This is a genomic window from Synechococcus sp. FACHB-909 (assembly GCF_014698945.1).
Lineage (GTDB): Bacteria > Cyanobacteriota > Cyanobacteriia > PCC-6307 > Cyanobiaceae > Cyanobium.
On record NZ_JACJTY010000002.1, the window covers coordinates 283559 to 309880 of the forward strand.

General features: G+C 69.3%; 24 protein-coding genes and 1 pseudogene. 10 read left to right on the forward strand and 15 right to left on the reverse strand.

Translation table 11 applies throughout. The features are described from left to right. Positions 1–43: 43 nt before the first annotated feature. The 4 genes and pseudogenes from H6G99_RS04795 to H6G99_RS04810 all read right to left on the reverse strand — a co-directional run. Positions 44–2230, reverse strand: a complete 2187-nt coding sequence (locus tag H6G99_RS04795; protein ID WP_190610249.1) for a glycosyltransferase — start codon at positions 2228–2230, stop codon at positions 44–46. Beyond that, positions 2227–3513 (reverse strand): HlyD family secretion protein, encoded by a 1287-nt coding sequence (locus H6G99_RS04800; protein ID WP_190610251.1) that lies wholly within the window; start codon positions 3511–3513, stop codon positions 2227–2229. Before H6G99_RS04800 ends, H6G99_RS04795 begins: the two co-directional genes overlap by 4 nt. 123 nt (positions 3514–3636) lie before the next feature. Continuing rightward, on the reverse strand, positions 3637–4707 hold the full coding sequence (locus H6G99_RS04805; protein WP_190610253.1) for an endo-1,4-beta-xylanase: 1071 nt from the start codon (positions 4705–4707) through the stop codon (positions 3637–3639). Between the two features lie 191 nt (positions 4708–4898). Further along, a pseudogene (locus H6G99_RS04810) lies at positions 4899–5213 on the reverse strand (hypothetical protein); the annotation flags it as partial. A gap of 116 nt (positions 5214–5329) precedes the next feature. Between H6G99_RS04810 and H6G99_RS04815 the strand changes: the two are divergent. After that, positions 5330–6046, forward strand: coding sequence for a hypothetical protein (locus tag H6G99_RS04815; RefSeq protein ID WP_190610256.1), 717 nt, complete (start codon positions 5330–5332; stop codon positions 6044–6046). A 48-nt stretch (positions 6047–6094) separates the two neighbouring features. On the opposite strand, the gene ligA is transcribed toward H6G99_RS04815, so the two are convergent. Beyond that, complete coding sequence (gene ligA / locus H6G99_RS04820) at positions 6095–8227, reverse strand: NAD-dependent DNA ligase LigA (RefSeq protein WP_190610258.1); 2133 nt, start codon at positions 8225–8227, stop codon at positions 6095–6097. A 3-nt stretch (positions 8228–8230) separates the two neighbouring features. Further along, positions 8231–8653: a hypothetical protein gene (locus H6G99_RS04825; protein WP_094585671.1), complete on the reverse strand. Its 423-nt coding sequence runs from the start codon at positions 8651–8653 to the stop codon at positions 8231–8233. A gap of 61 nt (positions 8654–8714) precedes the next feature. On the opposite strand from H6G99_RS04825, the gene H6G99_RS04830 reads away from it, so the two are divergent. The 3 genes from H6G99_RS04830 to H6G99_RS04840 all read left to right on the forward strand — a co-directional run bounded on the left by H6G99_RS04830 (position 8715) and on the right by H6G99_RS04840 (position 10660). Further along, positions 8715–9257 carry a SprT family zinc-dependent metalloprotease gene (locus H6G99_RS04830; protein ID WP_190610259.1) on the forward strand — a complete coding sequence of 181 codons (543 nt, stop codon included), beginning with the start codon at positions 8715–8717 and terminating at the stop codon, positions 9255–9257. Positions 9258–9386: 129 nt separating this feature from the next. Continuing rightward, positions 9387–10070, forward strand: a complete 684-nt coding sequence (locus H6G99_RS04835) for an RNA helicase (RefSeq protein ID WP_286190988.1) — start codon at positions 9387–9389, stop codon at positions 10068–10070. A gap of 68 nt (positions 10071–10138) precedes the next feature. Continuing rightward, positions 10139–10660 (forward strand): DUF1269 domain-containing protein, encoded by a 522-nt coding sequence (locus tag H6G99_RS04840; protein ID WP_094585673.1) that lies wholly within the window; start codon positions 10139–10141, stop codon positions 10658–10660. Here the strand turns inward: H6G99_RS04840 and H6G99_RS04845 are convergent. The 4 genes from H6G99_RS04845 to mnmG all read right to left on the reverse strand — a co-directional run bounded on the left by H6G99_RS04845 (position 10581) and on the right by mnmG (position 14637). Continuing rightward, a complete protein-coding gene (locus H6G99_RS04845) occupies positions 10581–11099 on the reverse strand; it encodes a hypothetical protein (protein ID WP_190610261.1) in 519 nt (172 codons plus the stop codon). The two genes, H6G99_RS04840 and H6G99_RS04845, sit on opposite strands and share 80 nt — an antisense overlap. A gap of 77 nt (positions 11100–11176) precedes the next feature. After that, a complete protein-coding gene (locus H6G99_RS04850) occupies positions 11177–11788 on the reverse strand; it encodes a chorismate lyase (RefSeq protein ID WP_190610263.1) in 612 nt (203 codons plus the stop codon). Between the two features lie 24 nt (positions 11789–11812). Continuing rightward, on the reverse strand, positions 11813–12655 hold the full coding sequence (locus tag H6G99_RS04855) for a hypothetical protein (RefSeq protein WP_190610265.1): 843 nt from the start codon (positions 12653–12655) through the stop codon (positions 11813–11815). 26 nt (positions 12656–12681) lie between these two features. Further along, a complete protein-coding gene (gene mnmG / locus H6G99_RS04860; protein ID WP_190610267.1) occupies positions 12682–14637 on the reverse strand; it encodes a tRNA uridine-5-carboxymethylaminomethyl(34) synthesis enzyme MnmG in 1956 nt (651 codons plus the stop codon). Between the two features lie 91 nt (positions 14638–14728). Between mnmG and H6G99_RS04865 the strand changes: the two genes are divergently transcribed. After that, positions 14729–15295: a cysteine hydrolase family protein gene (locus tag H6G99_RS04865; protein WP_190610269.1), complete on the forward strand. Its 567-nt coding sequence runs from the start codon at positions 14729–14731 to the stop codon at positions 15293–15295. Positions 15296–15301: 6 nt separating this feature from the next. Here the strand turns inward: H6G99_RS04865 and H6G99_RS04870 are convergent, their stop codons facing one another. From H6G99_RS04870 to H6G99_RS04885, 4 genes are all read right to left on the reverse strand, one after another. Then, on the reverse strand, positions 15302–16021 hold the full coding sequence (locus H6G99_RS04870; RefSeq protein WP_190610271.1) for a sterol desaturase family protein: 720 nt from the start codon (positions 16019–16021) through the stop codon (positions 15302–15304). 95 nt (positions 16022–16116) lie between these two features. Next, entirely contained in the window at positions 16117–17526 is a 1410-nt protein-coding gene (gene dnaB / locus H6G99_RS04875; RefSeq protein WP_190610272.1) for a replicative DNA helicase, read from the reverse strand. 118 nt (positions 17527–17644) lie between these two features. Beyond that, a complete protein-coding gene (gene rplI, locus H6G99_RS04880; RefSeq protein WP_015110235.1) occupies positions 17645–18106 on the reverse strand; it encodes a 50S ribosomal protein L9 in 462 nt (153 codons plus the stop codon). Positions 18107–18148: 42 nt separating this feature from the next. Further along, the gene (locus H6G99_RS04885; protein WP_190610274.1) at positions 18149–19165 is read right to left on the reverse strand and encodes an acyl-CoA desaturase; all 1017 of its coding nucleotides are present in this window, start codon (positions 19163–19165) and stop codon (positions 18149–18151) included. A 56-nt stretch (positions 19166–19221) separates the two neighbouring features. Here H6G99_RS04885 and H6G99_RS04890 point away from each other — a divergent pair, with 56 nt between their 5' ends. After that, entirely contained in the window at positions 19222–20037 is an 816-nt protein-coding gene (locus tag H6G99_RS04890) for a DUF8644 domain-containing protein (RefSeq protein ID WP_190610276.1), read from the forward strand. 9 nt (positions 20038–20046) lie between these two features. Here the strand turns inward: H6G99_RS04890 and H6G99_RS04895 are convergent, their stop codons facing one another. After that, positions 20047–20919, reverse strand: a complete 873-nt coding sequence (locus H6G99_RS04895; protein WP_199297003.1) for a fatty acid desaturase — start codon at positions 20917–20919, stop codon at positions 20047–20049. Between the two features lie 206 nt (positions 20920–21125). On the opposite strand from H6G99_RS04895, the gene H6G99_RS04900 reads away from it, so the two are divergent. The 4 genes from H6G99_RS04900 (at position 21126) to H6G99_RS04915 (ending at position 26115) form a co-directional block, all read left to right on the forward strand. Beyond that, positions 21126–22403, forward strand: a complete 1278-nt coding sequence (locus H6G99_RS04900; protein WP_190610538.1) for a methionine gamma-lyase family protein — start codon at positions 21126–21128, stop codon at positions 22401–22403. A gap of 27 nt (positions 22404–22430) precedes the next feature. Next, positions 22431–22820, forward strand: a complete 390-nt coding sequence (gene gcvH / locus H6G99_RS04905; RefSeq protein ID WP_190610278.1) for a glycine cleavage system protein GcvH — start codon at positions 22431–22433, stop codon at positions 22818–22820. Positions 22821–22858: 38 nt separating this feature from the next. Next, complete coding sequence (gene gcvP, locus H6G99_RS04910; protein WP_190610280.1) at positions 22859–25795, forward strand: aminomethyl-transferring glycine dehydrogenase; 2937 nt, start codon at positions 22859–22861, stop codon at positions 25793–25795. 86 nt (positions 25796–25881) lie between these two features. Then, on the forward strand, positions 25882–26115 hold the full coding sequence (locus tag H6G99_RS04915) for a hypothetical protein (RefSeq protein ID WP_353617310.1): 234 nt from the start codon (positions 25882–25884) through the stop codon (positions 26113–26115). Positions 26116–26322: the final 207 nt, after the last annotated feature.

Sequence of the window (26322 nt, forward strand, 5' to 3'; positions counted from 1 at the left end):
GATGTATCGGCGGCAGGATCAGCCGTCATACCGGATCGGCCGGTCAGGAGCGCCGCACGATCGGCTCGGCGCGCACCACGCTGCCGAGGAGCAGGAACAGGGCCTCGATGCTGCCCACCCGCGTCACTTTCTGGAACCAGGCATTTTCCCCGTAGATCAGCTGGATGAGGGCGGCCTCCGTCTCCTGGGCCGGCATCTGGAAGCTCAGCCCCAGCAGCGGCAGCTGGCGCAGGCGGCCGGAGCGCATCAGGCGCACCGGCAGTTCCAGGTGGAACTGGGGCACCCGCAGCAGGCCCTCGGTTTCCTTCCCTGTGGGGGCGGCGGTGTTGAGCACCAGACTCGCCCCCTGCTCGGAGACGTCGTTGGTGGTGCCCCAGTACTCCTTGCCCCCCAGTTCCAGGCAGGCCGCCAGTTCCAGGGGGAAACGGTCGGCCTGGCGACGCACCGGCTTGTCGATGCAGGCCAGCAGACAGATGAACATCAGCAGGCCGTTGTAGAGATTCCAGCCCACCATCAGGCCTTCCCCCTCGAAGACGGATCGGGACCAGCGGATGTCCAGCAGGGGCAGGCCGTAGTTCAGCACCAGCACACCCACGAACAGGAACAGGTAGGTGAGAAAGGGCCAGGCGAAACGCAGATCCAGGATCTGTTTCTGGCTGGTGACGTCCTTGTTGGTCACCAGGCTGCCCACGGAACGGAACGGCCGGAACAGAATCTGTGACAGCCTCCTCAGGGCCGGGAAGCAGAACAGGGCTTCATAGACTTCCGTCCAGAAATGGAAATAGTGGCCGTTGGTCTGCCAGGAGGGCAGGAAGTAGAGCATGATCACGAACGGCAGGCCGTAGGCGAGGTACTCCACCGGCGGAGCGGCGATCAGGGTGAAGCCGATCAGCATCGACAACAGCGGGAAAATGATGTAGACGGCGCGAAACAGGGGTGTCAGCAGGCTGAGCAGCAGATTCAGATAGAAGACCTTCTGCCAGACATTCAGCGTCTTCCAGATCGGCAGTTGCTTGGGAGACGTGAAGACCTGCACATTGCCCTGCATCCAGCGCAGCCGCTGCTCGAGGTAATCGCGGAAGGTGCGGGGCACTTCGCCCAGGCTCAGCACCTCATCGAGGTAGATCATGCGCCAGCCGCGGGTGAGCAGGCGGGTGCCCGTCTGGTTGTCTTCGACGATGCAGTGGGTGACATAACCGCCGATGGACTCCAGGGCCGATCGCCGCGCCAGGTAGGAGGTGCCGCAGCAGACCACGGCATTGAACGGATCGCGGATCACCTGGACGTAACGGAAGAAATAGTCCATGTCGTCCGGCACCAGCACATCCAGCCCGAGGTTGCGGTTGTGGAAATCGGAGTTGAAGTAGTGCTGCGGCGTCTGCACCAGGGCAACTTCGGGATCCTTGAAGAAACCCACCGTGCGGTCGAGGAAGCGGCTGAAGGGAATGAAATCGCAATCAAAGACGGCGATCAGCTCACCCTTGGAATGGGCCAGGGCGTAGTTGAGATTGCCGGCCTTGCGGTGCAGATTGTCGGGCCGGCTCAGATACTGCACCCCCAGCTCGGCGGCCAGGGCGGCAATGGCGGGCCGGTGGCCATCATCCAGAACGTAGATGGTCTTGTTGGCGTACTGGATGTTGCGGCAGGCCATGACGCAGCGACGGATCAGTCGCTCGGATTCGTTGTAGGTGGGAATCCACAGATCCACACTGGGCTGCTGTTCCTTTGCCCAGGCCAGCAGCTGGTCCGCCTCGCGTCGCCGTTGCTGGGGCCTGTAGCGGAGGGAGGGGTAGAACTGCAGCGCCGATGTCAGCAGGTAGGTGACCTCGCAGAGGAAGAAGACGAGGCTGAAGAACAGGCTGACCGGGTGGGCCGTGTTGATGGTGGTGGCGCGCCAGATGAAGTAGCGGATCGTGAAGACCGACAGCATCACGTTCACCAGCAGGTAACTGGAGGGACGCCTGGGCAGCAGGTTCACCCCCAGGCAGATGCCGATCGCCAGGGCCAGGGGCAGCAGCACGTCGACCCACACATCCCGCACCTGCCAGAGCTCCGGCAGCACCCGGAAGCTCAGGGGATTCAGCAGCCCGACCGCCACCACGGACACCTGCAGGTTGGCCAGCAGCACCGCCAGCACCAGGCACCCCGCCGAGAGCAGCAGCACCATCCAGACCCAGGGCGAGATCCTCGAGCGGCCCTGGGGATCCGAAAACGCATGCAGGAACTTCATCGCTGGAAGCTGACCTTCGCCGTGAACCCCACGTAGCAGAACTCCCCAGGAGGCGCCGGGAAGTCGTTGAGGATGCGGATCTTCACCTCGCTTTCCCTGGCCAGGTTGATCGGCACCGGCGTGGGGGCCTCCTCGCCCAGCTGGGTGCGGCCGATGCCGGAGCGGATCCCCACCACCTCACCCCGCAGCTTGTCCCGGCTGCCCACCAGCTCGATCCTGGCCTTGCTGCCCAGGCGGATCCGGTTGAGGTCGTTCTCCGCCACCGTGGTGGTGAGCCAGCGCTGGCTGCAGTCGATCATCTGGATCACCGACTGCATCGCATCGACGGAGTCGCCCCGCTGGGCCCCCAGCTGCCAGATCACCGCCTTGCGGGGGCTGATCAGGCGGGCGCTGCTGCGCTCCTGCCATTCCTTGCGGGCCACAACCACCTGCTGCTCCAGGCCACTCACCTGGAAGGCCTGGGTGCGCACATCGCCTTCGGCGTTCTCCAGGGCGATGGTGGCCTCCTGGAGCCGCACCACCGGATCGGAGTTGCTGCGGTTGTTGCGCAGGGTCAGCTCGTTGCGGGAGGCCTCCAGCACCGCCGCCTGGCCGGCCAGCTGGGCCTCCAGGCCCCGGACCTCACGGGCGCGCTGCAGTTCGGTGGTGCGGGCCCGGTCGACCACATTCGCGGCCACGGCACCGGCCCGGAACAGCTCATCCTGGCGCCGGGTCTCCCGCTGGGCGAAGGCCAGTTCCTTGCGGGCGCGATCCAGGGCGAAACCCAGGCTGTCCCGGTCGCCCTGGTCGCGGGCCACCTCCAGGTTGCGCTGCTGGCGGGCGTCCTGGGTGAGCCGCTCCACGAGCTTCTGGCGCAGGTCGCGGCGCGTCCGCAGTTCCTGCAGCCGGCCCCGGGCCGTTTCCAGATCCGTCTCGAGGGCCGAGAGGGCATCCCGGGAGGCCCTGGGGTTAACGATGATCGCCAGGGTCTGGCCGGGGCGGACCTCCACGCCCGTGCCGACGTTGAGGCTTTCCAGGGTGCCGGTGACCGGACTCCGCAGCACGATCGGGGTGGCATTGATGACCGCATCGCGGGAGCGGGCGGTGAAGAAGTTGATCACGATGGCCAGGGCCGTGATCAGCAGCCCTGCCGAAATCAGCAGGATGGTGAGATCCGCCCTGCGGGAGCTGGGAATGGTGTCGTCGTCATCCGTCGCGGCGATGTCAGGGGCGGCGACATCCAGGACCTGACCGGCAGCGCCGGCGGATTCAGGCTCACTTGCGCCCGCGGCGGATGGGGGCATCCCAGCGTTGGATGGAAGACACGCCATGCTAACAGCGCCGGATTTTTTTGCTTCGATAAGACCTATCGATTGGTTGTGAATCTGTCATCAGCCGGCTCTCCTGAGGCCGCCCATCTGAGCCGCTCAGCGCTTCTCGAGGGCCGCCTGAATCGTGGCGGTTGCCGGTTTGGGTTGGTTGTCTTCATCGAAGGGCAGGGGCCGCTGGGGCAGGCCATCCGCCCGCGGCATGAACGCATTCAGCCAGGTGGTGCGATCACTCAATCCCCAGGTGGTGATCAGCTTCAGCCGCGGTTCCGGCAGGACCGCCGCCAGGAAGGCGCCGTACACCGCCGCCACGGCCCGGTCCCGCTCCGGGATGGCCGCCGGCAGTTCCCGGTCGTTCACGTCCAGTTCGGTCACGAGGATGTCCAGGTCCAAGGCGGCCAGCTCCTTCAGGAAGGCGGGCAGGGTGCGGAAGGTGGTCGGTCCGCTGCCGTTGGCATAGAGATGGGCCTGCAGACCGACGGCGTTCAGCGGGACGCCGCGCTGCCGCAGCTGCCGCAGGAGCTTCAGGAGGGCCTGCCGTTTGCGCGCCGTCTTGGCGTCATCGCCCTCCAGCCCGTACTCGTTGATCACCAGGGCCGCCTTCGGGTCGGCCTGGTGGGCAAGGGTCAGCGCCCGGGCGATGTAGTCGGGGCCCAGCCGCTCCAGCCAGAGGCTGCGGCGCAGGCCCGTGCCGTCGTCGGCGATCGGTTCGTTCACCACGTCCCACGACGGAAGCTGGCCGCGGTAATGGCCCACCACGGTGCGGATGTAGGTCGCCATGGCCCGATCGAGCTGAGCCGGTGGCAGGGCCTTCACCCAGGCCGGCAGCTGCTCGTGCCACACCAGGGTGTGGCCCCGCATCGCCAGGCCCTGCTCGCGGGCGAAGGCCAGCAGCCGGTCCGGGGCGCTGAAATCGAAGCGGCCGGGCGCGGCCTCCACCCCATCCCACTTCAGCTCCGATTCGGGCACGATCAGGCCGCTCTGCTCGCTCACCAGGCGGCGCAGGCCCGGATCCCGCAGCTGGTCATTGGTGACGGCGGTGCCCCAGCGCAGCCCGCGCGCCGCCGCCAGCCCCTGCAGGGTCGGGGCCGCTCCCGGGGGCAGGGCCCGGGCCACGCTCCAGCCCAGGGCGGCCACCACGGCGATCACGATCAGTTGCCGACGTCGCATGGAGCGGGGCGGGGGGAGGGGCGCCCCCATCACTCTGGCCGGCCGTCCCGGCGCCGTCATCCCAACGGGAGGCTCAGGCCGGATCCGCCGCCAGCAGCGCCCGCAGGCCGTCCTCATCCAGCACGCTCACCCCCAGGGACTGGGCCTTGGTGAGCTTGCCGCCGGCCTCCTCGCCGGCCACCATCGTTGTAGACGCAGCGGATGGCGGCCTCCCCCTCCTCCCGCACCAGCGCCGAGCCGCATTCCTGGCAGGTGAGGCGCAGCAGGCGGCTGGGGGCCTCCTCGGCGGCGTACTTGAGGGCGATCGCCCAGCGGGGTGCCTTCTGGGTGAAGCCCGCCTCCTCCTGCAGGCGCAGGTCGTCGAGTTTCACCACCACCCCATCGGTGGCATAGGGCAGGCCGCGGCGCTCCTGCTCCCAGCGGTCGCAGAAGGCATACACCGCCGCGAGCGAATGGAGCAACCCGGCTCTGGGACTCACCCGGAAGCCGGCGGCCTGGAGCCACTGCTCCGATATCACTGGGTGATCAATTAGGACCTGCGATCAAAGAAGCACCACAATCGACTGCGAACTGTCAGACTATGCTCGTTAGGCTACTGAAGAGGATGCGATCTTTGTCAGTCATGTGGGTTGAGGACTCGTTTGATGTGGAGCCTGGCATTGGCGTCGCCTGTGCCCGAGATAACTCGACCTCCGATCCTCTGTTTAAGCAGGCTCAAGACCATCTGCGCCGTGAATTGTCTTTATTCCTGCTCACCAAGGATGATGTGGACATTGTCTATAAGCCACAATGCAGTCTGCTGTTGACAAGCTCTCTAGACCACATTGAATCCAACAACAAGGTTCGTGATGCCTATGGTGCCGGAGTTCCAGTCGTGCTGGCATCCGATGTTCTTACATGCTCTGTCGGAGAAAGAATTCGAGCTTTCCTTGCGCCTTCTCGTCATGCGGAATATTGTAATGACAAGCAAGAATTTGAGGGGTCCTGGCATCTCGCTAGCCACGTCCTAAAGGCCAGCGATCGGTATTTTGCGACGCACACTCGAGCTGGAGGTAAGTTGAAGTGCATTGAGCGCATTGAAGAGCATCTGCGCAATGTTATTGGCGAGTCACAGGACGTGGGCAATGCGCTTCCTCAAAAGCAGCCGATCGATTTTGTTGTCGTGCCAACTCTCCGCACAATTTCAAAAAACCTCAAGCTTGCGGTCAATCGGCATCCTCCTGTTCCGGTGATTCGCTCTTACGAGTTAATTGATAAAGCCGAAGGTGATGAGGTGCCAGCATGGATTTGGAAGGGCGGTGAAATGTGGGCATATCCTCGGAAGTGCAATCCTCGATAGCTGTACCCCGAATTGAACTAGGATCGAAATTCCGAGCAGCTTCGAAAGCTATTCTGTGTCTTTGCGCCCAAATTGTCTTTTGATTTCTGCCATTTTTGGCTGATTCAACAAAGTCTTCAGCCCATCTTCATCTAGCACTTGAATCCCAAGGCTCTTGGCTTTGGTTAGCTTGCTGCCAGCTTTTTCCCCGGCTACGACGTAGTCAGTCTTGTTGCTCACACTGCTGATCACCCTGCCCCCTGCTGCCTCGATCAGGGTTTGGGCATCGGCTCTCTTTAGTGTGGGTAGGGTGCCGGTCAGCACAAAGCTCTTGTTGGCTAGATCGGTTGACCGGTGGCCGCGTGGCTGATTTAGGTCATCTGAGAGAACGAATTGGGCACTTTCCGAAAGAAGGGTGCCCGTTTCCTGTTGAAGAGATTTGATTAAGTCCTCGTTGGCGCGCGTGGAAAACCAGATGATCAGGCTTTGAATAGTGCTTTCGCCAATGCCTGGTATTTCACGGAGGATTTCCGGCGTCTCATCAAGAGCGGAACGTAGATCGGCCACGCTTCTATATCGACTGGCCAGAGCTTTGGCATTCACCTCTCCCACGTGGCGTATCCCCAGCCCGTAGAGCTGGCGGTACCAGGGCTGCTGCTTTGAGGTCTCCAGAGCGGCCACCAGATTGCTTGCACTCTTCGCCCCCATTCCCTCCATGCTGGCCAGGAGAGCCGCATTGAGCCGGTAGAGATCCGCGATGGAGTGCACTGATCCGTTCTCCACAAGTTGCTCGATCCGTTTTTCGCCCAGCCCTTTGACATCGAGGGCCCCCTTGCTCACCCAGTGGCGCAGGGAGCCCCGCAGGATGGCGGGGCAGCCGTTGTTGACGCAGCGGGTGGCGGCCTCCCCCTCCTCCCGCACCAGCGCCGAGCCGCATTCCGGGCAGGTGGGCGGCAGCTCCAGCCGCCTGGCCCCCTCCGGCCGCAGCTCGACCAGCACCCGCACCACCTCGGGGATGATCTCGCCCGCCTTGCGCACCACGATCGTGTCGCCGGCGCAGAGATCCAGCTCCGCCAGCCGGTCGGCGTTGTGGAGGGTGGCGCGGCTCACGGTGGTGCCCGCCAGGGGCACCGGCTCGAACTCCGCCACCGGCGTGACCACCCCCGTGCGGCCCACCTGGCAGGTGAGGCGCAGCAGGCGGCTGGGGGCCTCCTCGGCGGCGTACTTGAGGGCGATCGCCCAGCGGGGTGCCTTCTGGGTGAAGCCCGCATCCTCCTGCAGGCGCAGGTCGTCGAGTTTCACCACCACCCCATCGGTGGCATAGGGCAGGCCGCGGCGCTCCTGCTCCCAGCGGTCGCAGAAGGCCTTCACCGCCGCCAGGTCGGGGCAGAGGGCGCAGTGGGGATTGACGCGGAACCCGGCCGCCTTCAGCCAATCCAGGGCCTGCCACTGGCTGCGGGGCACGGCCGGGTCGCCGGGGCCGGCCCGCCAGTCCTCGGGCAGGTGCAGGGTGTAGGCGAAGAACGACAGCCCGCGGGAGGCCACCACCTTCGGATCCAGCTGCCGCAGGGTGCCGGCACAGGCGTTGCGCGGATTGGCGAAGGGGGCCTCGCCCCGCTCGGCGCGCTCGGCGTTGATGGCGGCGAAGGTGGACTCCGGGATGAAGGCCTCACCGCGCACCTCCACCCAGGCGGGGGGCTGCTCCAGGTCGAGCCGCAGGGGCACGCTGCGGATCGTGCGCACGTTGGCGGTGATCTCCTCGCCCCGCTCCCCGTCCCCCCGGGTGGCGGCCCGCACCAGCACCCCCTGCTCATAGCTGAGGGCGAGGGCGTTGCCGTCGATCTTGAGTTCGCCCACCATCGGCAGGGCCGGAGGAGGGGATCCGGCCGGCGGCTCCCGGTCGAGCACCCGCAGCAGCCGGGAGTACCAGCCGTCGAGCTCGTCGTGGGAGAAGGCGTTGTCGAGGCTCAGCAGGCCGATCCGGTGGGCCACGCTGGTGAACCCCTCGGCCGGGGAACCGCCCACCCGTCGGGTGGGGCTGTCGGGCCGGATCAGCTCCGGATCGGCCTCCTCCAGGGCCACGAGCTCCCGGTAGAGCCGGTCATACACCGGGTCCTCCATCACCGGAGCATCGAGCACGTAGTAGGCGTGGGCGGCGCGGTTGAGCAGCCGCCGCAGTTCCTCCGCCCGGGCTTGGGCCACGGCTCAGGCGGCCGCCAGCTTGGTGATCCGATCCACCCGCCAGGCCTCCTCCACCTTCACGAAGGTGAAGTCGAGGGGGAGTTCCTCCTTGCCGTCGGTCTTGAGCTTGACCGTCAGGATCACCTGGCCCTCCTGCAGCCGGGGACGGCCGGACTTGAGGTTGCGGTACTTGTTGAGCTGCAGCCCGGCCAGGAAGCGGATGAACTGCTGGCGGTTGACGTGGGAGCGGTAGTTGCGGGTGGTGAGCAGGTAGGCCCCGTCCACCTGGCCGGAGGCCACCTGGGTGAAGAACTGCTTGATCAGCGGATTGATGCCCCGGGCGCTGAGCACCAGCCGGACCGCCGAGATGGTCCAGTACAGAAGCAAGCCACCGGCTCCCGCCAGCAGGAGCTTGGTGCCGATGTCGCGGGCCAGTCCCCAGTCCATGGTGATCCCATCCGTTCGCAGCGTTGCAGAGTCTGACGGACGACCCCACCAGAATGGGCCGATGCCCCTGGAACCGCTCCTGCCCCTGTTCCACCGGCTCAACCGCGAGCACTTCGACGGCCAGCTCACCCGCCAGGACAGGCCGCTGGTGGACGTGCGCTGGAGCGACGGCAGGCTCACCCGCACCGCCGGGCTCTATCGGCGGGGGCGTCTGGCGGACGGGCGTGACCTCTGCGAGATCGTCCTCTCGAGGCCCCTCCTGGAGCCGCTGCCGCGGCAGGCCACCCTGGGCACCCTCTGCCACGAAATGATCCATGCCTGGGTGGACCGGGTGCTGGTGGCGTCGGAGGTCCATGGCCCCCGGTTCCGGGCCCGCATGGAGCAGATCAACCGGGCCCAGGACGACTTTCAGGTGAGCCTGCGGCACCGCTATCCCCTGCCGGTGGCCGCCAGCCGCTGGATCGCCCGCTGCCCGTGCTGCGACAGCCGCACGCCCTACCAGCGCCGCCGGCAGGGCCTGGCCTGCCGCCGCTGCTGCGAGCGCCTCCATGGCGGGCGCTGGGATGCGAGCTGTCTGCTGGTGTTCGAGCCCAACACCGCCTAGGTTCTGGCGCAGGTGTTGGGGCCGATGGCGACGTTTCTCTGGACCCTGGAATGGGGTGGCTTCACCATTGCCCTGGTGGGGATGGGGCGGGAGCACTGGCTGTCCGGTCGGCGCCGCTAAATTGGTCTGATGCATCCGATGGATCAGGGCTACGGCCGCGAACGGGATCCCTGGGACCGCGAACCTCCCGAGCGCGACTCCCGTGAACGCGAACCCCGCGAACGCGACATCCAGCCGCGCGATGCTCGGGAACGCGAGCTGTCCCGGCGGCCCCGTGGCGGCAGCGATCCTCTCGATCAGCGCGTTGATCGCTGGGTGACGGCCGGCCGACAGTTCGTTGAGGGGGTGGCGGGGTCGCGGCCGGGGGGCCGACCCGCCGGGCGGGGGACCGACCGTCGCTCCCAGCTGCGGCCCCGGATGGATGAGCTCGGCCGCTGGGTGGAGGGCCGCCTCGACTGGCTGCTCGACGACGGCGACGACTGGCGGGAACCCTGGCAGGAGAGCGACCGCGGTGCCCCCGGGGCTCCGGTGGAACCGCCGGCCCCGGGCCGTTCCCGCCGCCCGATGCTCGAGGCGGTCTCCCGCCGCGGCCGCTCAGGGCCGCCGCCATCGCCCGCCCCCGCCTCGGCTTCCACCGCCGCCCCTCTCTCGGCTCCAGGCTCCGGCGCGGCAGACGATGGCGACTGGCCCGATGACGCCAGCTTCACCCTGCCCCGCTGGCAGCGCCCCGAAGGCCCCGGCGAGCCGGAACCGACCTTCACGCCTCCGGCCTCCGGCCGGCCGCTGCCCCGCTCGAGCCGCCGCCGCGCCTGAGCCGGCGACACCGCCATTTCGGCGGGAAGTGGGCTAGGACTGGCTTCGTACTTGCAGGGACGTCGGCCATGAGCAGCCTGGTGGTGGTTGGGTTTCCGTCCGTGGCGGAGGCCGACCAGGTGCGGCGCCAGCTGGTGGAGATCCAGAAGGAAGAACTGATCGCCCTCGAGGATGCGGTCGTCGTCGAGGCCGAACCGGACGGCAAGGTGCGCCTGCACCAGTCGCTCAATCTCACCAAGGCCGGTGCCCTCGGCGGTGGCTTCTGGGGCACCCTCGTGGGCCTGCTGTTCCTCAATCCCCTGCTCGGGGCCGCCGTCGGCGTCGGCCTGGGGGCCGCTTCAGGTTCCCTGTCGGACCTGGGCATCAACGACAACTTCATGCGGGAGGTGGGAGAAACCCTCCCCCCCGGCAGTGCGGCCCTGTGCCTGCTGCTGCGCGACGCCACCCCCGATCGGCTGATCGAGCGGCTGCGGGTTCATGCGCCCCACGCCAAGCTGCTGCGCACCAACCTCAGCCATACCGACGAGGACCGGCTGCGTCAGATGCTCGAGCAGGCGAGCAAGCAGGCCCAGGCCCTGCGGCTGTCCTGACCTTCGGGTTGACGCGGAAGCTGCAGCCCCGCTGACGCAGTTCCCTGTTCACCGGCTTCACCAGGTCGCGGGGAACGTCAATGGCCATCTCCTCGGCCGAGATGCTGATCGACGGGGAGCCGTTCTGCAGGGCGCTGAGCAGATCGGCCCAGAGACTCACCATGGTGCGCTGGGCCTGGGGCACCAGCCCCAGCCGCTCGAGGTGGGGGGCGCAGCCCTGGTGCAGCCAGAGGCTGGAGTGGTGATGACCCGGCTGGGGACGCATGGCCAGGCCGGCCGCCAGGGCTTCGGCGGTGGGTTCGCCGCTGCTGCGACGCAGGCCGGAGGCCACCAGCAGTTTTCCGGTGTGCACGGCGGAGACGCCGTAGCGGCGGCCCAGTTCGGTGAGGGTGAGCCAGTCCCCTCCCGGCGGGGTCTGGGCGCTGTGGCGGTTGGACATGGGGCGGTTTCAAGTATCCGAATGCTGGCCAGCGACTTTCGAGCGTCAATTCGTCAACAGCAAACCGCCACACGGTGTTACCGAATTGATGAGTCGTTACGAACCGATTCCGCCTGGGCCGGCCCCAGCCAGCGCTCCAGCGCCGGGGAGAACACCTCCCGGATCACGGTGAGTTCCCGCCCGTGGCGAAAGAAGCGGTAATGCCGGCTCCAGAAGGGCCCCGCGTGGCCGAAACGCTCCTGCAGCCAGGGTTCCTGCACCTGACCGAAGCCATCCACCTCGCGGTACAGCTCCGCCCGCCCCGCCGAGAGGCTGCGCCAGATCGGCAGCCGGCGATCCTGCAGATGGGCCTCCGCCTCGGCCTGGTTCCACCAGCTCTCGGCCCAGCCCAGGGTCTGGGGCCCGCAGGTGAGCCACACCTGGCGCCGCAGCAGCGGCTCGGCCAGCTCGGCCACCTCCGCCGGTGCTCCGGCGGAGACCCCCGCTTCGGCAGCCATGGCGATCAGTTCCACCTCCACCGGATGGCCGGTGAGAAGCTGCAGATGCCGGGTCGGGCTGCCGTCCCCCAGCAGCAGCAGGGTCCAGGGGCCGCTCAGCTCACCACCGGCCGGCGGCTGGGGGCGATCGGTGGCACTGGCCTGCCACAGGCACGTGGGGGACGGCAGCAGGCCGCCGGTGGCTTGGATCATGGCGGGCCGGGGGGCAGGTGCAGGTCAGTAGCCGTTGCTGATCGAGATGCGCCGCACCTCGCCACCCCGTTCGATCATGGCGGTGTCGCCATCGGCGGAGCGAAGGCGCCAGCCGCTGCCCCCGATCGCCTCGCCGACGTTGACGCTGGTGGAGCTCCCCCCCATCTGGAAGATCGCCGAGGCGGGTCGCCCCGCCGAGCCCACCACTCCCACCAGTTCGGGCATGGGGCCGCCACCGGCCGGGGCGGCGCTGCGTTCGCCGTAGCCCCCGCCTCCGCCACCGGTGGCAGGGGGTGCGGCGGCGGCCAGTTTCGGGCTCACCGGCACCCGCAGGACCGGCGCCCTCGAGCCCTCCGGCTGGGGCAGCTGGGACAGCTGCTCGATCCAGGGTTCCTCCGGGGGCGGGGGCAGCTGGTCGCTGGCGAGCGGCAGAACGGACGGGCCGCCGGCCAGGCTGGTTCCAGCGGCCCCGAGCGGGGCCGGGTTGGCCGGGCCGAGGCTGCGCAGCCTCTCCACCAGCAGCAGGCTGCGCTCCTGGCTGAGGGCCTGCTGCATGCGGCTGGAGTGGGTGAGGTACAGCACCGAACTGGCGACGCTGACCATGCAGACCCCTCCCATGGCCGTCAGCAGCAGGGTGTTGCGATCGTGCCGGGATGGGGCAGCGGCCGGGGAGGCGGGACGGCCCCGCAGCCGCCGCACCGGGGGGGCCAGGGGCAGGGGCGGCGGGACCTCGGCCTGGGAGGCCACGTCGAGATCGATGGTGGCCTCCGGATCGAAGACCCGGTTCATCATCTGCTCGGCCTTCAGCTCCCAGTAGGCACGGGAGGTGGGAATGCCACGCAGGGGACGCCGAGGGGAGGGGCTCATCTGCAGACCTCGGCGTCAGGCGTGCGTCACTGTAACGATGCTTCCGCGGTCTGACGAGGGCCCGGCTGTCCCCGGCGCCGCTGCAGCTCCAGCCAGAGCAGCAGGGCGTTGACGTCGGCGGGGCTGACCCCGGGAATCCGGGAGGCCTGGCCCAGGCTGCGGGGCTGGATGGCCGCCAGCTTCTCGCGGGCCTCCGCCGAGAGGGTGCCGATGGCGGCGTAGTCGACGTCGGCGGGGATGGCGCGGTCGAGCTGGCGCCGCACCCGCTCGATCTGCTGTTCCTGGCGGGCCAGATAGCCGCTGTACTTGATGTCGATCTCGGCGCCGTCGCGCACTTCGATCGGCAGATCCGGATCGGCGAGCCCCAGCCGCACCAGATCCTCGCCGTGCAGGCCCGGCCGGCGCAGCAGATCGGCCAGGGTGATCGAGCCGTTGATGCCGGCGCCGGTGGCGGCGGCCACGTCGGTGGCGGCGGGATCGGAGGCCTTGAGCCGCACCGTTTCCAGCCGCTGTTTCTCGGCGTCGATGGCGGCCTGCTTCTGCTCGAACAGGCGCCAGCGCCGTTCGTCGATCAGGCCCAGCCGGTGGCCCAGGGGCGTGAGGCGGCGATCGGCGTTGTCGCCGCGCAGCACCAGGCGGTACTCGCTGCGGCTGGTCAGCACCCGGTAGGGCTCCTTGAGGTCCTGGGTGACCAGGTCGTCCACCAGGGTGCCGATGTAGCTGCCCTCCCGGGGGAAATGCACCGGGTCCTGGCCCCCCAGCAGGCGGGCCGCGTTCAGCCCGGCCACCAGCCCCTGGGCGGCGGCCTCCTCGTAGCCGGTGGTGCCGTTGAGCTGGCCCGCCGAGAACAGGCCCCGCACCCGTTTGGTTTCCAGGGAGGGCTCCAGCTGGGTGGCCGGCAGGATGTCGTAGTCGACGGCGTAGGCGGGCCGCAGCATCACGCAGGCCTCCAGCCCGGGCAGGGTGCGCAGCAGGGCCAGCTGCAGGGATTCGGGCAGGCCGGTGGAGAAGCCCTGGACGTAGAGCTCGGGGGTGTCGCGCCCTTCCGGCTCCAGGAAGATCTGGTGGCTGTCTTTATCGGCGAAGCGCACGATCTTGTCCTCGATCGAGGGGCAGTAGCGGGGCCCCTTGCTGTCGATGAAGCCGCCGTAGATCGGCGTGAGGTGCAGGTTGTCGCGGATCAGCTGGTGGGTGGCCGCCGTGGTGCGGGTGATGTGGCAGGCCATCTGCTCGCCGCTCACCCGAGCGGTGGGATCGAAGCTGAAGAAGCGGTCGGCGGCGTCGCTGGGCTGCTCCTCCAGTTGGTCGAGGGCCACGCTGCGCCGGTCGACGCGGGCGGGGGTGCCGGTCTTGAGGCGGTCGGTGCGGAAGCCCAGGGCCTGCAGGGCTTCGGTGAGCCCTTCGGCGGGCTGCTCGCCGGCCCGGCCCGCCGCCATCGAGCGGTTGCCCACCCAGATGCGGCCCCCCAGGAAGGTGCCGGTGGTGAGGATCACGGCGCCGGCGCCGTAGACGCTGCCGAAGTAGGTGCGCACGCCGATCACCCGGGCCGGCGGGCCGGCCGGATCGTTGGGATCGCCCTCCAGCTCCAGCCCCGTGACCATCGCTTCGCGCAGGGCCAGGTTGGGGGTGTGCTGCAGCAGCTGCAGCATCTGGCGGGCGTAGTGGCGTTTGTCGGTCTGGGCCCGCAGCGCCCAGACCGCCGGGCCGCGGCTGGCGTTGAGCAGCCGTTTCTGCAGGGCGGTGGCATCCGCCAGCCGGCCGATCACCCCCCCGAGGGCATCCACCTCATGGACCAGCTGGCTCTTGGCCGGGCCGCCCACCGCCGGGTTGCAGGGCTGCCAGGCGATGCGGTCGAGGTTGAGGCTGAACAGGGCCGTCGAGATGCCCAGCCGGGCGGCGGTGAGGGCCGCCTCGCAGCCGGCATGGCCGCCGCCGACCACGATCAGGTCGAAGCGTTCGGTGGGGTCTGCGCTCAGGGCCATCCTTTGAATGTATGGCGTTGCAGGGGCCGGTGGGGCGGCCGGGCACGGTCCGGCGGCCGATGATGGGTAACTGCGGTCGAGGCGCCCGCCCATGCGCACCGCCCTGGTGCTGATCGATCTGATCAACGACCTCATCCACCCCGACGGGGCGATGCCCACCTGCGCCGCCGAAGTGCAACGGCGTGGCGTGCTGGGCGCGGCCAATCAGGCCCTCGAGCGGGCCCGCGCCCGGGGCTGGCCCACGATCCTGGTGAAGGTGGCCTTCCGAGCCGGCTATCCGGAGCTGCCCGCCCACGCGCCGCTCCTGGGCCGGGCGCGGGAGCTGGGGGCCCTGCGGCTGGGGCAGTGGGGGACGGACTTCCACGCCGATCTGGCGGTGGAGCCTGGCGATCCGGTGCTGGTGAAGCACCGGCTGAGCCCCTTCCATGGCACCGCCCTCGCGACGCTGCTGCGGGCCGCCGGGATCGAGCGGCTGCTGCTGGGGGGCATCAGCACCGCCTGGGCGCTGCAGGCGGCGGCCCGGGAGGCCCACGATCGGGACTTCCAGGTGGTGCTGGTGGAGGACGCCTGCGCGGCGGCGAGCCCGCAGGAGCATCAGGCCTCCATCGCTCAACTGTCCCGCCTGGCCGCCGTGGTGCGGGCGGCCGACCTGGCCTGATCGTGCTTACGGCACCGGTGGCTGCAGCGAGGCGGCGTAGGCGGGATCCTCGGTGCCGAACACCCGGTCCCAGAAGGTGAAATAGAGCCCGAAATGATGGCCGTGGCGGCGGTGGTGCAGGGAGTGGTGGGCGGGGCCGATCAGCCAGCGCCCCAGCCAGTGGTGGGGAAAGCTCAGCGGCAGCACCTCCAGGCCCAGGTGGTTGACCACGGCCCACACCGTCATCGTGGTGAGCACCGCCAGCAGGGTGGCGAAATGCAGGGGAATCAGCATCACGATGCCGATCAGGAACAGGGCCTGAACGACGGCTTCGAGGGGGTCGAAGGCGAAGGAGGTCCAGGGTGTGGGCTGGCGGGATCGGTGGTGCCCACGGTGAAACCAGGGGAAGAGTTTTGGCTGGTGGAACAGCCGGTGGGTGGCGTAGAAATAGGCATCCTGCAGTACCAGCACGGCCACGTAACTGAGCGGCAGGCTCCACCAGGTGTCGGCATGGATCTGGCCATGCAGGCGGGTCAGGCCCTGCTCCTGCAGCGTCATCAGCAGGGCGGTGGCCAGGGAGAAGATGACGGCCGAGATGATGGACAGCTGGATGTCATTGAAAACGGAGACCCTGGCCTCCTGGCGCTGATAGAGAAGCCAGTGCGCGAAGCCGGCCATGGCGAGATAGCGCGCCAGGATGATGGCGAAAAAGGCGATAACATAAAACCAGAAGGAATGATGTTGCACGTATAGCTTCACGGGGCCTTGATGTTCAGACTACTGGCCCTTTCCCTGGCTGGATACGGCGGATATCCCTATGCAGCGCCGCAATGCAGCCGATTCTATGCAGCCAGATTGCGGAAGCGGGTGAACTGCGGTTCGAACAGCAATTTCACGGTGCCAACAGGGCCGTTGCGGTGCTTGGTGACGATGACTTCGGTGATGCCGCGGTCGGCGGTTTCGGGGTTGTAGTACTCGTCGCGGTAGATCATCAGCACCAGATCGGCGTCCTGCTCGATCGAGCCCGATTCCCGCAGGTCGCTGAGCATGGGGCGTTTGTTGGTGCGGGACTCGACGCCGCGGCTGAGCTGGGAAAGGGCGATGACGGGCACGTGCAGTTCGCGGGCCATGCCCTTGAGGCCCCGGGTGATGCGGGAGAGTTCCTGGACACGGTTGTCGGGGGTGCTGCCCTCCATCAGCTGCAGGTAATCGATCACGATCAGGCCGAGTTCCTTGCCGGTTTCGGCCATCAGGCGCCGGCAGAGGGAGCGCATCTCGAGCACGCCGGAATTGGGCTTGTCGTCGATGAACAGGGGCAGCTGGCCGAGGCTGTTGATGCCCTGGCCGAGCAGGGGCCACTCCTCCTGCTGCAGGCGGCCGGTGCGCAGGCGGCCGCTCTCGATGCCCACCTCCATCGACAGCAGGCGGTAGGTGAGCTGCTCCTTGCTCATCTCCAGGCTGAACACGCACACCGGCAGCTGGTGCAGCTGGGCGACGTTCTTGGCGATGTTGAGCACAATCGAGGTCTTGCCCATGGCGGGCCGTCCGGCGACGATGATCAGGTCGCTGCGCTGCAGGCCCTGGGTGATGGCATCCAGGTCGTAGAAGTTGACCGGGATGCCGGCGACGGCGGTGCCGAGGGAGCGGCTCTCGATCTCGTTGAAGGTGCTGGTGAGGATCTCCGCGGTGGGGGTGAGGCCGGCGGTGGGCTTTTCCTGGCTGATGGCGAAGATCTTCTGCTCGGCCTCATCGAGCACCTGCTCCATGGGCAGGCTCTGGTCGAAACCGAGGCGGATCACCTCGTTGGCGGAGCGGATCAGCTGGCGCCGCAGGTGCTTGTCCATCACCAGGCGCGCCACCTGGTCGATGGAGGCGGTGGAGAGGGTGCGCTCCACCAGCTCGACCAGCCGGGCGCTGCCGCCCACCTTCTCCAGCTGGCCCGTGTCGGCGAGCCAGGCGGCCATGGCCGTGAGGTCGGTGGGCTTGCCCTGGCTGTGCAGCATCAGGGCGGTGCGATAGATCTCGCGGTGGGCGCCGAGATAGAAGGCCTCGGGCCGCAACACGTCGGCGACGCGGCCGATGGCGTCGGGATCGAGAAGGATGCCGCCCAGAACCGACTCTTCAGCCTCCAGGTTCTGGGGCGGGACGGAATCGGGCAGGGCCTCGAAGCCGGCCTGCTCGTCGCGCCGGGACGCCGGCCTCGGACCGTCGGGCCGGGGTGGCTCGGAACCAGCCAGGGGCACGCTCACCATGGACGGGACTCCAGAACGCGGCTCACGGAACGCAAAGCCGGATCGGTCAGGATCGGGCGCCGGTGAGGAGGATCACTCTGGCGCCCGGAGCGGAAAGAATCGGTTCGCTGCTGGCCGATCAGTAGCTGACCACTTCCAGGTTGACGTCGGCGACGACCTCGGGGTGCAGCTTGACCTGCACCTTGTAGGAGCCGGTGCGGTGGATCTCGGGAACGGTGATGGCGCGGCGGTCGACCTCTTTCTTGGTGGCCGCCTCGATGGCCTCGGCCACGTCACCGTTGGTGACGGTGCCGAAGAGGACGTCGTCGCCGCCGGTCTGCTTCTTGACGGTGAAGCGGCCGATGGTGTCGAGGGCGGTGCGGAAGGCGACCGCCTCGGCCTTCAGGGCCGCCTGGCGCTCCGCCTCCTTGGCCCGGCGGTGCTCCACCTGGCGCAGCACCGCGGCGGTGACGGCCAGGGCCTTGCCGGTGGGCAGGAGGTAGTTACGGGCGTAGCCGGGAGCGACATCCACCAGATCCCCGTCTTTGCCCAGGGAAAGGATGTCCTCGCTCAGGACCACCTGCACACGCTTCTTGACCATGACAACGCCCCGGCTGAGCCATCTGAAATCCGATCGGCAAGCCTACGACATGGAGCTGGTGGGGGCCGCGGCGCGGGGCAGGCGGACCCGGGTGGCCAGGCCCAGGGCCCGCATCAGGCGGATGTGCTGCCAGGTGAGGTCGAACTGGCGGGGGCCGAAGCCGTGGCGGGCCGAATGGGGGTAGGCGTGGTGGTTGTTGTGCCAGCCCTCACCGAAGGTCAGCGCCGCCACCCAGGGGTTGTTCTTCGACTTGTCGCCGCTGTCGTGGACGGACTCGCCCCACATGTGGGTGGCCGAGTTCACCAGCCAGGTGCACTGGTAGACGATCACCAGGCGCAGGGGGATGCCCCACAGCACCATGGCCCAGCCACCGGCACCGGTGACGCTGCCGATCCAGAAGAGCAGCAGGCCCAGGGGCACCTGGAGCAGCAGGAAGCTGTGGTTCAGCCAGCGGTAGTAGGGATCGGTGGCCAGGTCGCCCGTGAGCCGGGGCACGGCGGCCATGGCGGGAATCTCCTCGAACATCCAGGCCATGTGGGACCACCAGAAGCCCTTGTTGCTGTCGTGGTGATCCGCTTCCGTATCGGAAAACTTGTGGTGGTGGCGGTGCAGGCCGACCCAGTCGATGGGGCCGTGCTGGCAGCTGAGGGCGCCGCAGGTGGCGAAGAAGCGCTCCAGCCACTGGGGAACGCGGAAGGAGCGGTGGCTGAGCAGGCGGTGGTAGCCGATCGTGACGCCCAGGCAGGCGGTGACCCAGTACATCACCAGCAGGGCACCGACGGCCTCCAGGCTCCAGAAGCGGGGCAGCAGGGCCACCACCGCCAGGATGTGGATCAGGACCATGAAGCCGATCGTGCCCCAGCGGGTGCCCTTGGGGGAGACGCCCCGGGGTTCGCCGCGGCGCGGTTCGTGCAGGGCCCGGGCCCGGACCAGGGAATCGCTTCCCTGGTTGATGGTGGCGGGGCGGCGGGTGTGGCGGGCTTTGGTGCCGACATCGCGGCGGTCGCCGGATGGGGCGCCTGGCTGGATGCCGGGGCGGGAGAGGGGGGTGACGGCCATGAAGGACCGGGCTCCTGATGAGTGACTAAGATGGTAGCAATACGAATCCTGATCGAGTGGGGTATCGAGACGAACTCGTATCTGGTCGCGTCGCCTTCGCCCACCTGATCCGCGTCTGGCACGAGCGCAACGGCTGGTCCCACCGGGTTCTGCCGATGCTGGCCGAGGCCCTCGATCTGGGTCGGGTGCACAACTCCCAGCTCTCGATGCTGCGCAACGGCAAGCTGGCCTCCCCCGGTCCGGAGGTGTTCCTGGCCCTGGGGGGCGTCAACCTGTGGCTCGATGCCCAGGCCCCCGGGGGCCGGTTGGAGCCGCTGGCGGCGCGCACCCTGCTGGCGGCCCACCCCGAACTCATGGAGGCCCTCTGCAGCTCGGCCCTGCCGGTGCGCGATGAGCAGCAGCGGGTGCTGGGGCCCGGGGCCCTGCTCGAGGTGTTCGTGGGCTTCCGCCAGCCGCCGGCCAGCTTCGATCTGCGTATCAGTGAGGCGGAGGCCGCCGGGCTCAGCGGGGCCCTGGCCCAGCTGCTCACTGCCGGGCGGCCCTGGCGGGACTGTCGCGACCGGCTGATGGCGGCCTATCCGGTGGCCAAGCGCCAGCGGCGGGAACGCTTCGCCGAGGTGATCGCCGGCCAGCGCGACTACACGGCGGTGGAACTGGACGCCGAGTTGCCCGAGCTGCGCCGCACCCTGGCGGCCCTGGGGGCGGCGGGGGAGGAGGAGCTGGGCCCGGACCGCTTCCTGGACCTGCTGCGCCAGCGGGCCCGCCGGCTCCAGGGGGAGGGCGCCGCCCAGGCCCCGGACGACCTGGCGGCCGCCATCCGCCGCGAGATCGGCGCGGCGATTCCGGCCACGGCGGACCCGGCCGAGCTCTGATTCAGGGATTCAGGCGGCGGCGTCGGCGCGGCGACCGAAGACCGGGGCGATGCGCACCTTCCTGGCCAGGCCGAGGGCCCGCAGGGCGCGGATGTGCTGCCAGGTGATGTCGAACTCGAACCAGCGCAGCCCGTGGCGGGCCGAGTGGGGGTAGGCGTGGTGGTTGTTGTGCCAGCCCTCGCCGAAGGTGAGGATCGCCACCCACCAGCAGTTGCGGGAGCGGTCGGGGCAGTCGAAGTTGCGGTAGCCGAAGGCGTGGGTGGCGGAGTTCACCAGCCATGTGACGTGATAGACGAGCACCAGGCGCAGGGGGATGGCCCAGAGCACCAGCCCCAGGCCGCCGCCATGGACGCCCGCCCAGTTGCCGTACCAGTAGAGGGCGGCGCCCAGGGGCAACTGCAGCAGCAGGAACCAGCGGTCCAGCCAGCGGTAGAAGGGATCCTTCTCCATGTCGCCGGTGAAGCGGTGGATCTCGGTGAGGGCCGGGATCTTGTGCAGCATCCACTCGCTGTGGGCCCACCAGAGGCCGCGGGCGGCGTCGTGGTGGTCGTTGGGCTGGTCGGAGAAGAGGTGGTGGTGCCGGTGCAGGCCCACCCATTCGATCGGTCCGCTCTGGCAGGCCAGGGTGCCCATCAGCACCAGCAGCCGCTCGACCCAGCGGGGCGCCTCGAAGCCCCGGTGCGCCACCAGCCGGTGCAGCCCGAGGGTCACCCCCAGCACCGTGGCCCAGTAGAGGACCGCCAGCACGATCACCCCCTGGAGGCTCCAGAAGCGCGGCAGCAGGGCGAAGACCGCCCCCACGTGGATGGCCAGCATGAAACCGGTGGTGCCGGTCTTGAACTTGCGCTGGTTCGCCGGCAGGGGCGGCCGGGGCAATTCCATGGCCGCCAGCAGCTGGGCCTTCTTGCGGGAATGGCTGGCGTCCTGCAGGGGCACGCGCACGGTCCGGGCGCTCTGGCCTGATCGGGAGGCTTCGGATCGTGCGACCAAGCGGTTCTCCGGTGGAAGGGCGGGTGTGGTCTGGGGCTCGGCCTCCCATCCTGACCCACGGCAGCGATGGCAGAGTGACCCCTGCTGGCCCCAGGGCTTTGGAGCAGGTCTGTCCCGGCCCCGCTGACACGGCTGCCCATGACACGGTCGCCGCTGACACCGTCGCCGCCGCCCTTGGGCGGCTGGCCCCGGTGGCCGCCGCCCGCACCGCCGCCGTGCGGCCCCGTCTGGCGCGGGTGCTGGAGGCCTTCGCGGCCGAACGCCTCGGGGTGCATCACTTCGCCTCGGTCAGCGGCTACGGCCACGGCGACCTGGGCCGGGAGGTGCTGGATCGGGTCTTCGCCCGGGTGCTGCAGGCCGAAGCCGCCGCCGTGCGGCTCCAGTTCGTCAGCGGCACCCACGCCATCACCGCCGCCCTGTTCGGGGTGCTGCGCCCGGGCGACCGGCTGCTGGCGCTCACCGGCCGCCCCTACGACACCCTCGAGGAGGTGATCGGGCTGCGGGGCTCGGGCCAGGGGTCCCTCGCCGAGTTCGGCATCACCTACGACGAACTGCCCCTCACCGCCGACGGCGGAGTGGATGAGGCGGGCCTGGAGGACGCCCTGGCCCCGGAGACGCGGATGGTGCTGATCCAGCGCAGCTGCGGCTACAGCTGGCGCCCCTCGCTGCCTGTGGCCACGATCGGGCGCCTCTGTGAGCGGGTCAAGGCGCTGCGGCCGGACTGCGTCTGCTTCGTCGACAACTGCTACGGGGAGCTGGTGCAGGACCTGGAACCCACCGCGGTGGGCGCCGACCTGATCGCCGGCTCCCTGATCAAGAACCTCGGCGGCACCATCGCCCCAACAGGGGGCTATGTGGCCGGCCGCCGGGAGCTGGTGGAGATGGCCTGCTGCCGCCTCACCGCCCCGGGCATCGGCAGCGAGGGGGGCACCGGCTTCGACCAGTACCGCCTGCTGTTCCAGGGGCTGTTCCTGGCCCCCCAGATGGTGGCCGAAGCCCTGATCGGCGCCGATCTGGTGGCCGAGGTGTTCGCCGGCCTGGGCTATGCGGTGAACCCCGCCGCCGGTGCCGAGCGCAGCGACGTGATCCAGGCGGTGCGGCTCGGCCACCCCGACCGGCTGATCGCCGTCTGCCGGGCGTTCCAGGGGTGCTCCCCGGTGGGGGCCTACCTGGATCCGGTGCCGGCCCCCATGCCCGGCTACGCCAGCGATCTGGTGATGGCGGGCGGCACGTTCATCGACGGCAGCACCAGCGAGTTCTCCGCCGACGCCCCCCTGCGGGAGCCCTGGGTGCTCTATGCCCAGGGCGGCACCCACCACGGCCATGTGGCCCTGGCCCTCGAGCGGGCCCTGGCGGCCCTGGCCCAGGCAGACTGAGGCCTGCTCCTCCGCATCGCACCGGCCTTGGCGCACACCTTCCCCGACGACTGCCGCTACTCCGAGAGCCACGAATACGTGCGCCCCGAGGGTGACCTGGTGCGGCTCGGGATCAGTTCCTTCGCCGTCGATCAGCTGGGGGACATCGTCTTCGTCGAGCTGCCGGCCGTGGGGGCCGCCCTCGCGAAGGGGACCAGTTTCGGCAGCGTCGAATCGGTCAAGGCGGTGGAGGACCTGATGGCCCCCGTGAGCGGCACGGTGGAGGCCCGCAACGAGGCGGTGCTGGCCAGCCCCGAGGAGCTTCAGAACGATCCCTACGGGGAGGGCTGGCTGCTGCTGGTGCGGCTGGGGGCCCCCGGCGAGCTCGACGAACTGATGGATGCCGCCACCTACGGGGCCAAGGTGCAGGCGGGCTGATTGTCCTTAGGATCCCGCCACCTCCAGCCCGAACGCCCGTGTCCGCCTCCTTCCTGGTCCGGCATCTGGGTCCGGATTCCGAGGATCAGCTACGGATGCTGGCGGAGCTCGGCCTCGGTTCCCTTGATCAGCTGGCGGCCGAGGTCGTTCCCGCCGACATCCTGCTGACGGCGGAGGAGGCCGCGGTCGGCCTGCCGCTCCCCTGCCCGGAGGCCCAGGCCCTGAAGGAGCTGGGGGTGCTCGCCTCCCGCAACCAGGTGCTGCGCAGCCTCATCGGCCTCGGCTACCACGGCACGGCGACGCCGGCCCTGATCCAGCGCCATGTGCTGGAAAACCCCTGCTGGTACACCGCGTATACCCCTTATCAGGCGGAGATCGCCCAGGGGCGCCTGGAGGCCCTGCTCAACTTCCAGACCCTGGTCAGCGAGCTGACGGGTCTGCCGATCGCCAACGCCTCCCTGCTGGATGAGGCCACCGCCGCCGCCGAGGCGATGGCGATGGCGGCGGCGGTCACGACGCGCCGCGGTGCCCGCCGCTTCCTGGTCGACCGGGCCGTCCTGCCCCAGACCCTCGCCGTGCTCCACACCCGGGCCGAGCCCCTGGGGATCGTCATCGAGACGTTCGACGCCGAAGCCGCCGCCAACGGCCCCGAAGCGGCGCTGGGCGAGGACGTCTTCGGCCTGCTGCTGCAGCTGCCCGGCGTCGAGGGCCGGCTCTGGGATCCCGCGCCGCTGCTGGCGGCGGCCCGCTCCGGCGCCGTGATCAGCACGGTGGCCGTGGATCCCCTGGCCCAGGCGCTGCTGGCCCCGGTGGGTGAGCTGGGTGCCGACATCGCCGTCGGCAGCCTGCAGCGCTACGGGGTGCCGATGGGGTTCGGGGGGCCCCACGCCGCCTTCTTCGCCACCCGGGAGGACTTCAAGCGCCAGATCCCCGGCCGCCTGGTGGGCCAGTCGAAGGATGCGGAGGGGAACCCGGCCCTGCGGCTGGCCCTCCAGACCCGGGAGCAGCACATCCGGCGCGACAAGGCCACCAGCAACATCTGCACCGCCCAGGTGCTGCTCGCCGTGATGGCGAGCTTCTATGCGGTCCACCACGGCCCCGATGGCCTCGAGGCCATCGCCCGTCGCCTGCTCGTCCTGCGCCAGGGCCTGGTGCTGGCCCTGGACGCCCTGGGCCTGCCCGCCGATCCCGGGGCCGGCTTCGACACCGTGGTGGTGCGCACCAGCGCGGCCCCCGCCCTGCGCCAGCGGGCCGTGGCCGCCGGCTTCAACCTGCGCTGCGGCGTCCGCGGCGACGACGGCCAGGATGCCCTGGCCATCAGCCTCGATGAACTCTCCACGGCCGAGGAGCTGGCCGCCCTGGTGGGCGCCCTGGCGCCGGATGCCGCCGCCGGCGCGGCGGCCCAGGCGGCCCTGCGGGCCGGCCTGTCCACCCTGGAGGCCCGGCCCCTGGCGGAGTTGCTCGACGGCGTGCCCCTGCGGCAGCGCCCCTGGCTGCGTCAGGAGGTGTTCCACCGCTATCGCAGCGAGACCGAACTACTGCGCTACATCCAGCGCCTGGTGAGCAAGGACCTGTCGCTCGTCCACGGGATGATCCCCCTGGGCAGCTGCACCATGAAGCTGAATGCCGCCGCCGAGCTGGCGCCGGTGAGCTGGCCGGCCTTCGGCCAGATCCACCCCTTCGCCCCCGCCGACCAGACCGCCGGCTACGCCGCCCTGGTGGCGGATCTGGAGGCCTGGCTGGGGGCGATCACCGGTTTCGCCGGGGTGTCCCTGCAGCCGAACGCCGGCTCCCAGGGCGAGTACGCCGGCCTGATGGTGATCCGGGCCTGGCACCGCAGCCGGGGCGAGGGCCACCGGCAGGTGTGCCTGATCCCCACCAGCGCCCACGGCACCAATCCGGCCAGTGCCGTGATGGCGGGGATGCGGGTGGTGGCGGTGGCCTGCGACGCCCAGGGCAACATCGACATCGCCGACCTGGAGGCCAAGGCCGTCGCCCACGCCGCCGACCTGGCGGCCCTGATGGTCACCTACCCCTCCACCCACGGAGTCTTCGAGACCGGCATCCGCCGCATCTGCCAGGTGGTCCATGACCACGGCGGCCAGGTGTACCTGGACGGCGCCAACCTCAATGCCCAGGTGGGCCTCTGCAAGCCCGGCCTCTACGGCGCCGACGTCTGCCACCTCAACCTCCACAAGACCTTCTGCATCCCCCACGGCGGCGGTGGCCCCGGGGTGGGGCCGATCGGCGTGGCGGCCCACCTGGTGCCGTTCCTGCCCTCCCACCCCCTGGCTGCAGGCGCGGCGGATGAGGCCATCGGGCCAGTGTCGGCGGCGCCCCTGGGCAGTGCCGGCATCCTGCCGATCAGCTGGATGTACATCCGCATGATGGGCGGCGCGGGTCTGCGCACCGCCAGCCAGGTGGCCCTGCTGGCGGCCAACCTGATCGCCGAGCGTCTCGAGCCCCACTTCCCGGTGCTCTACCGGGGCCGGGGCGGCCGCGTGGCCCACGAATGCATCCTCGACCTGCGGCCCCTCAAGCGCAGCTGCGGCCTGGAGGTGGACGATCTGGCCAAGCGGTTGATGGACTACTGCTTCCATGCCCCCACCGTCAGCTGGCCCGTGGCCGGCACGGTGATGGTGGAGCCCACCGAGAGCGAGTCGCTGGCGGAGATCGACCGCTTCTGCGCGGCCATGGAGGGGATCCGCCGCGAGGCCTGGGCGATCGAGACCGGCGCCTCCGACCCCCTGGACAACCCGCTCAAAATGGCGCCCCACACCCTGGCGGCGGTCACCGCCGATGACTGGGATCGGGCCTACAGCCGCAGCGAGGCGGCCTTCCCCGCCGGGGAGAGCCAGCGGCAGGCCAAGTTCTGGCCGGCCGTCGCCCGCATCGACAACGCCTTCGGTGATCGGAACCTCGTCTGCACCTGCCCGAGCGTCGAGGAAGTGGCAATTGCCGAACTGGCCGCCTGAGTGTTCCGGCGGTACCTATCCGGCCCGGGATGGCGCATCATTGCTGTGCCATCCCCCTGCGGCGATGGCAGCCGCCTTTCATTGTCATGGGGTTCATGAACGGCAACGACAGTTCAGGCGGTGAGCCGGGCACGGGGATCCTTTCCCCGGATCTGCCGGAAGCCAGCCAGCGGGTGGACGGCACCAACGTGGTGCGGGTGCCCTTCGGGGTGCGCCGGGCCCGGCGCAGCCGGCCCGAGCGGCCCGACCACTGGGCCACCCTTGTGCTGCCCTTCCAGGCGGGCGGCGGCGGCTCGCCCACGCCGCCTCACGCGGCCTAGACCTCCCTGTGCGGTCCACCCTGCTGCGACGATCGGTCTCCGACGGGCTCGGGGTGCTGATGGCTGGGTTGAGGAGGTGTCCCCAGCCGACGCCTTCATTCGCCGACGCCGTCGATCACGGAACAACCGCCAGCGCCCGGCAGTGAGCCCCTGCAGGAGGAGAGGCGGCATGCTTTCGCTTCCTCCGCGCCATTGCTGCGCCGTGCC

Coding starts and splice junctions, on each gene's coding strand:
- H6G99_RS04795 (WP_190610249.1), bottom strand. CDS start 2,230: ATGAAGTTCCTGCATGCGTTTTCGGATCCCCAGGGCCGCTCGAGGATC.
- H6G99_RS04835 (WP_286190988.1), top strand. CDS start 9,387: ATGCATCCGATGGATCAGGGCTACGGCCGCGAACGGGATCCCTGGGAC.
- dnaB (WP_190610272.1), bottom strand. CDS start 17,526: ATGGTGAGCGTGCCCCTGGCTGGTTCCGAGCCACCCCGGCCCGACGGT.
- H6G99_RS04895 (WP_199297003.1), bottom strand. CDS start 20,919: ATGGAATTGCCCCGGCCGCCCCTGCCGGCGAACCAGCGCAAGTTCAAG.
- H6G99_RS04800 (WP_190610251.1), bottom strand. CDS start 3,513: ATGCCCCCATCCGCCGCGGGCGCAAGTGAGCCTGAATCCGCCGGCGCT.
- H6G99_RS04855 (WP_190610265.1), bottom strand. CDS start 12,655: ATGAGCCCCTCCCCTCGGCGTCCCCTGCGTGGCATTCCCACCTCCCGT.
- H6G99_RS04805 (WP_190610253.1), bottom strand. CDS start 4,707: ATGCGACGTCGGCAACTGATCGTGATCGCCGTGGTGGCCGCCCTGGGC.
- H6G99_RS04885 (WP_190610274.1), bottom strand. CDS start 19,165: ATGGCCGTCACCCCCCTCTCCCGCCCCGGCATCCAGCCAGGCGCCCCA.
- H6G99_RS04865 (WP_190610269.1), top strand. CDS start 14,729: ATGCGCACCGCCCTGGTGCTGATCGATCTGATCAACGACCTCATCCAC.
- H6G99_RS04825 (WP_094585671.1), bottom strand. CDS start 8,653: ATGGACTGGGGACTGGCCCGCGACATCGGCACCAAGCTCCTGCTGGCG.
- H6G99_RS04840 (WP_094585673.1), top strand. CDS start 10,139: ATGAGCAGCCTGGTGGTGGTTGGGTTTCCGTCCGTGGCGGAGGCCGAC.
- H6G99_RS04815 (WP_190610256.1), top strand. CDS start 5,330: ATGTGGGTTGAGGACTCGTTTGATGTGGAGCCTGGCATTGGCGTCGCC.
- H6G99_RS04830 (WP_190610259.1), top strand. CDS start 8,715: ATGCCCCTGGAACCGCTCCTGCCCCTGTTCCACCGGCTCAACCGCGAG.
- H6G99_RS04850 (WP_190610263.1), bottom strand. CDS start 11,788: ATGATCCAAGCCACCGGCGGCCTGCTGCCGTCCCCCACGTGCCTGTGG.
- rplI (WP_015110235.1), bottom strand. CDS start 18,106: ATGGTCAAGAAGCGTGTGCAGGTGGTCCTGAGCGAGGACATCCTTTCC.
- H6G99_RS04915 (WP_353617310.1), top strand. CDS start 25,882: ATGGGGTTCATGAACGGCAACGACAGTTCAGGCGGTGAGCCGGGCACG.
- mnmG (WP_190610267.1), bottom strand. CDS start 14,637: ATGGCCCTGAGCGCAGACCCCACCGAACGCTTCGACCTGATCGTGGTC.
- H6G99_RS04845 (WP_190610261.1), bottom strand. CDS start 11,099: ATGTCCAACCGCCACAGCGCCCAGACCCCGCCGGGAGGGGACTGGCTC.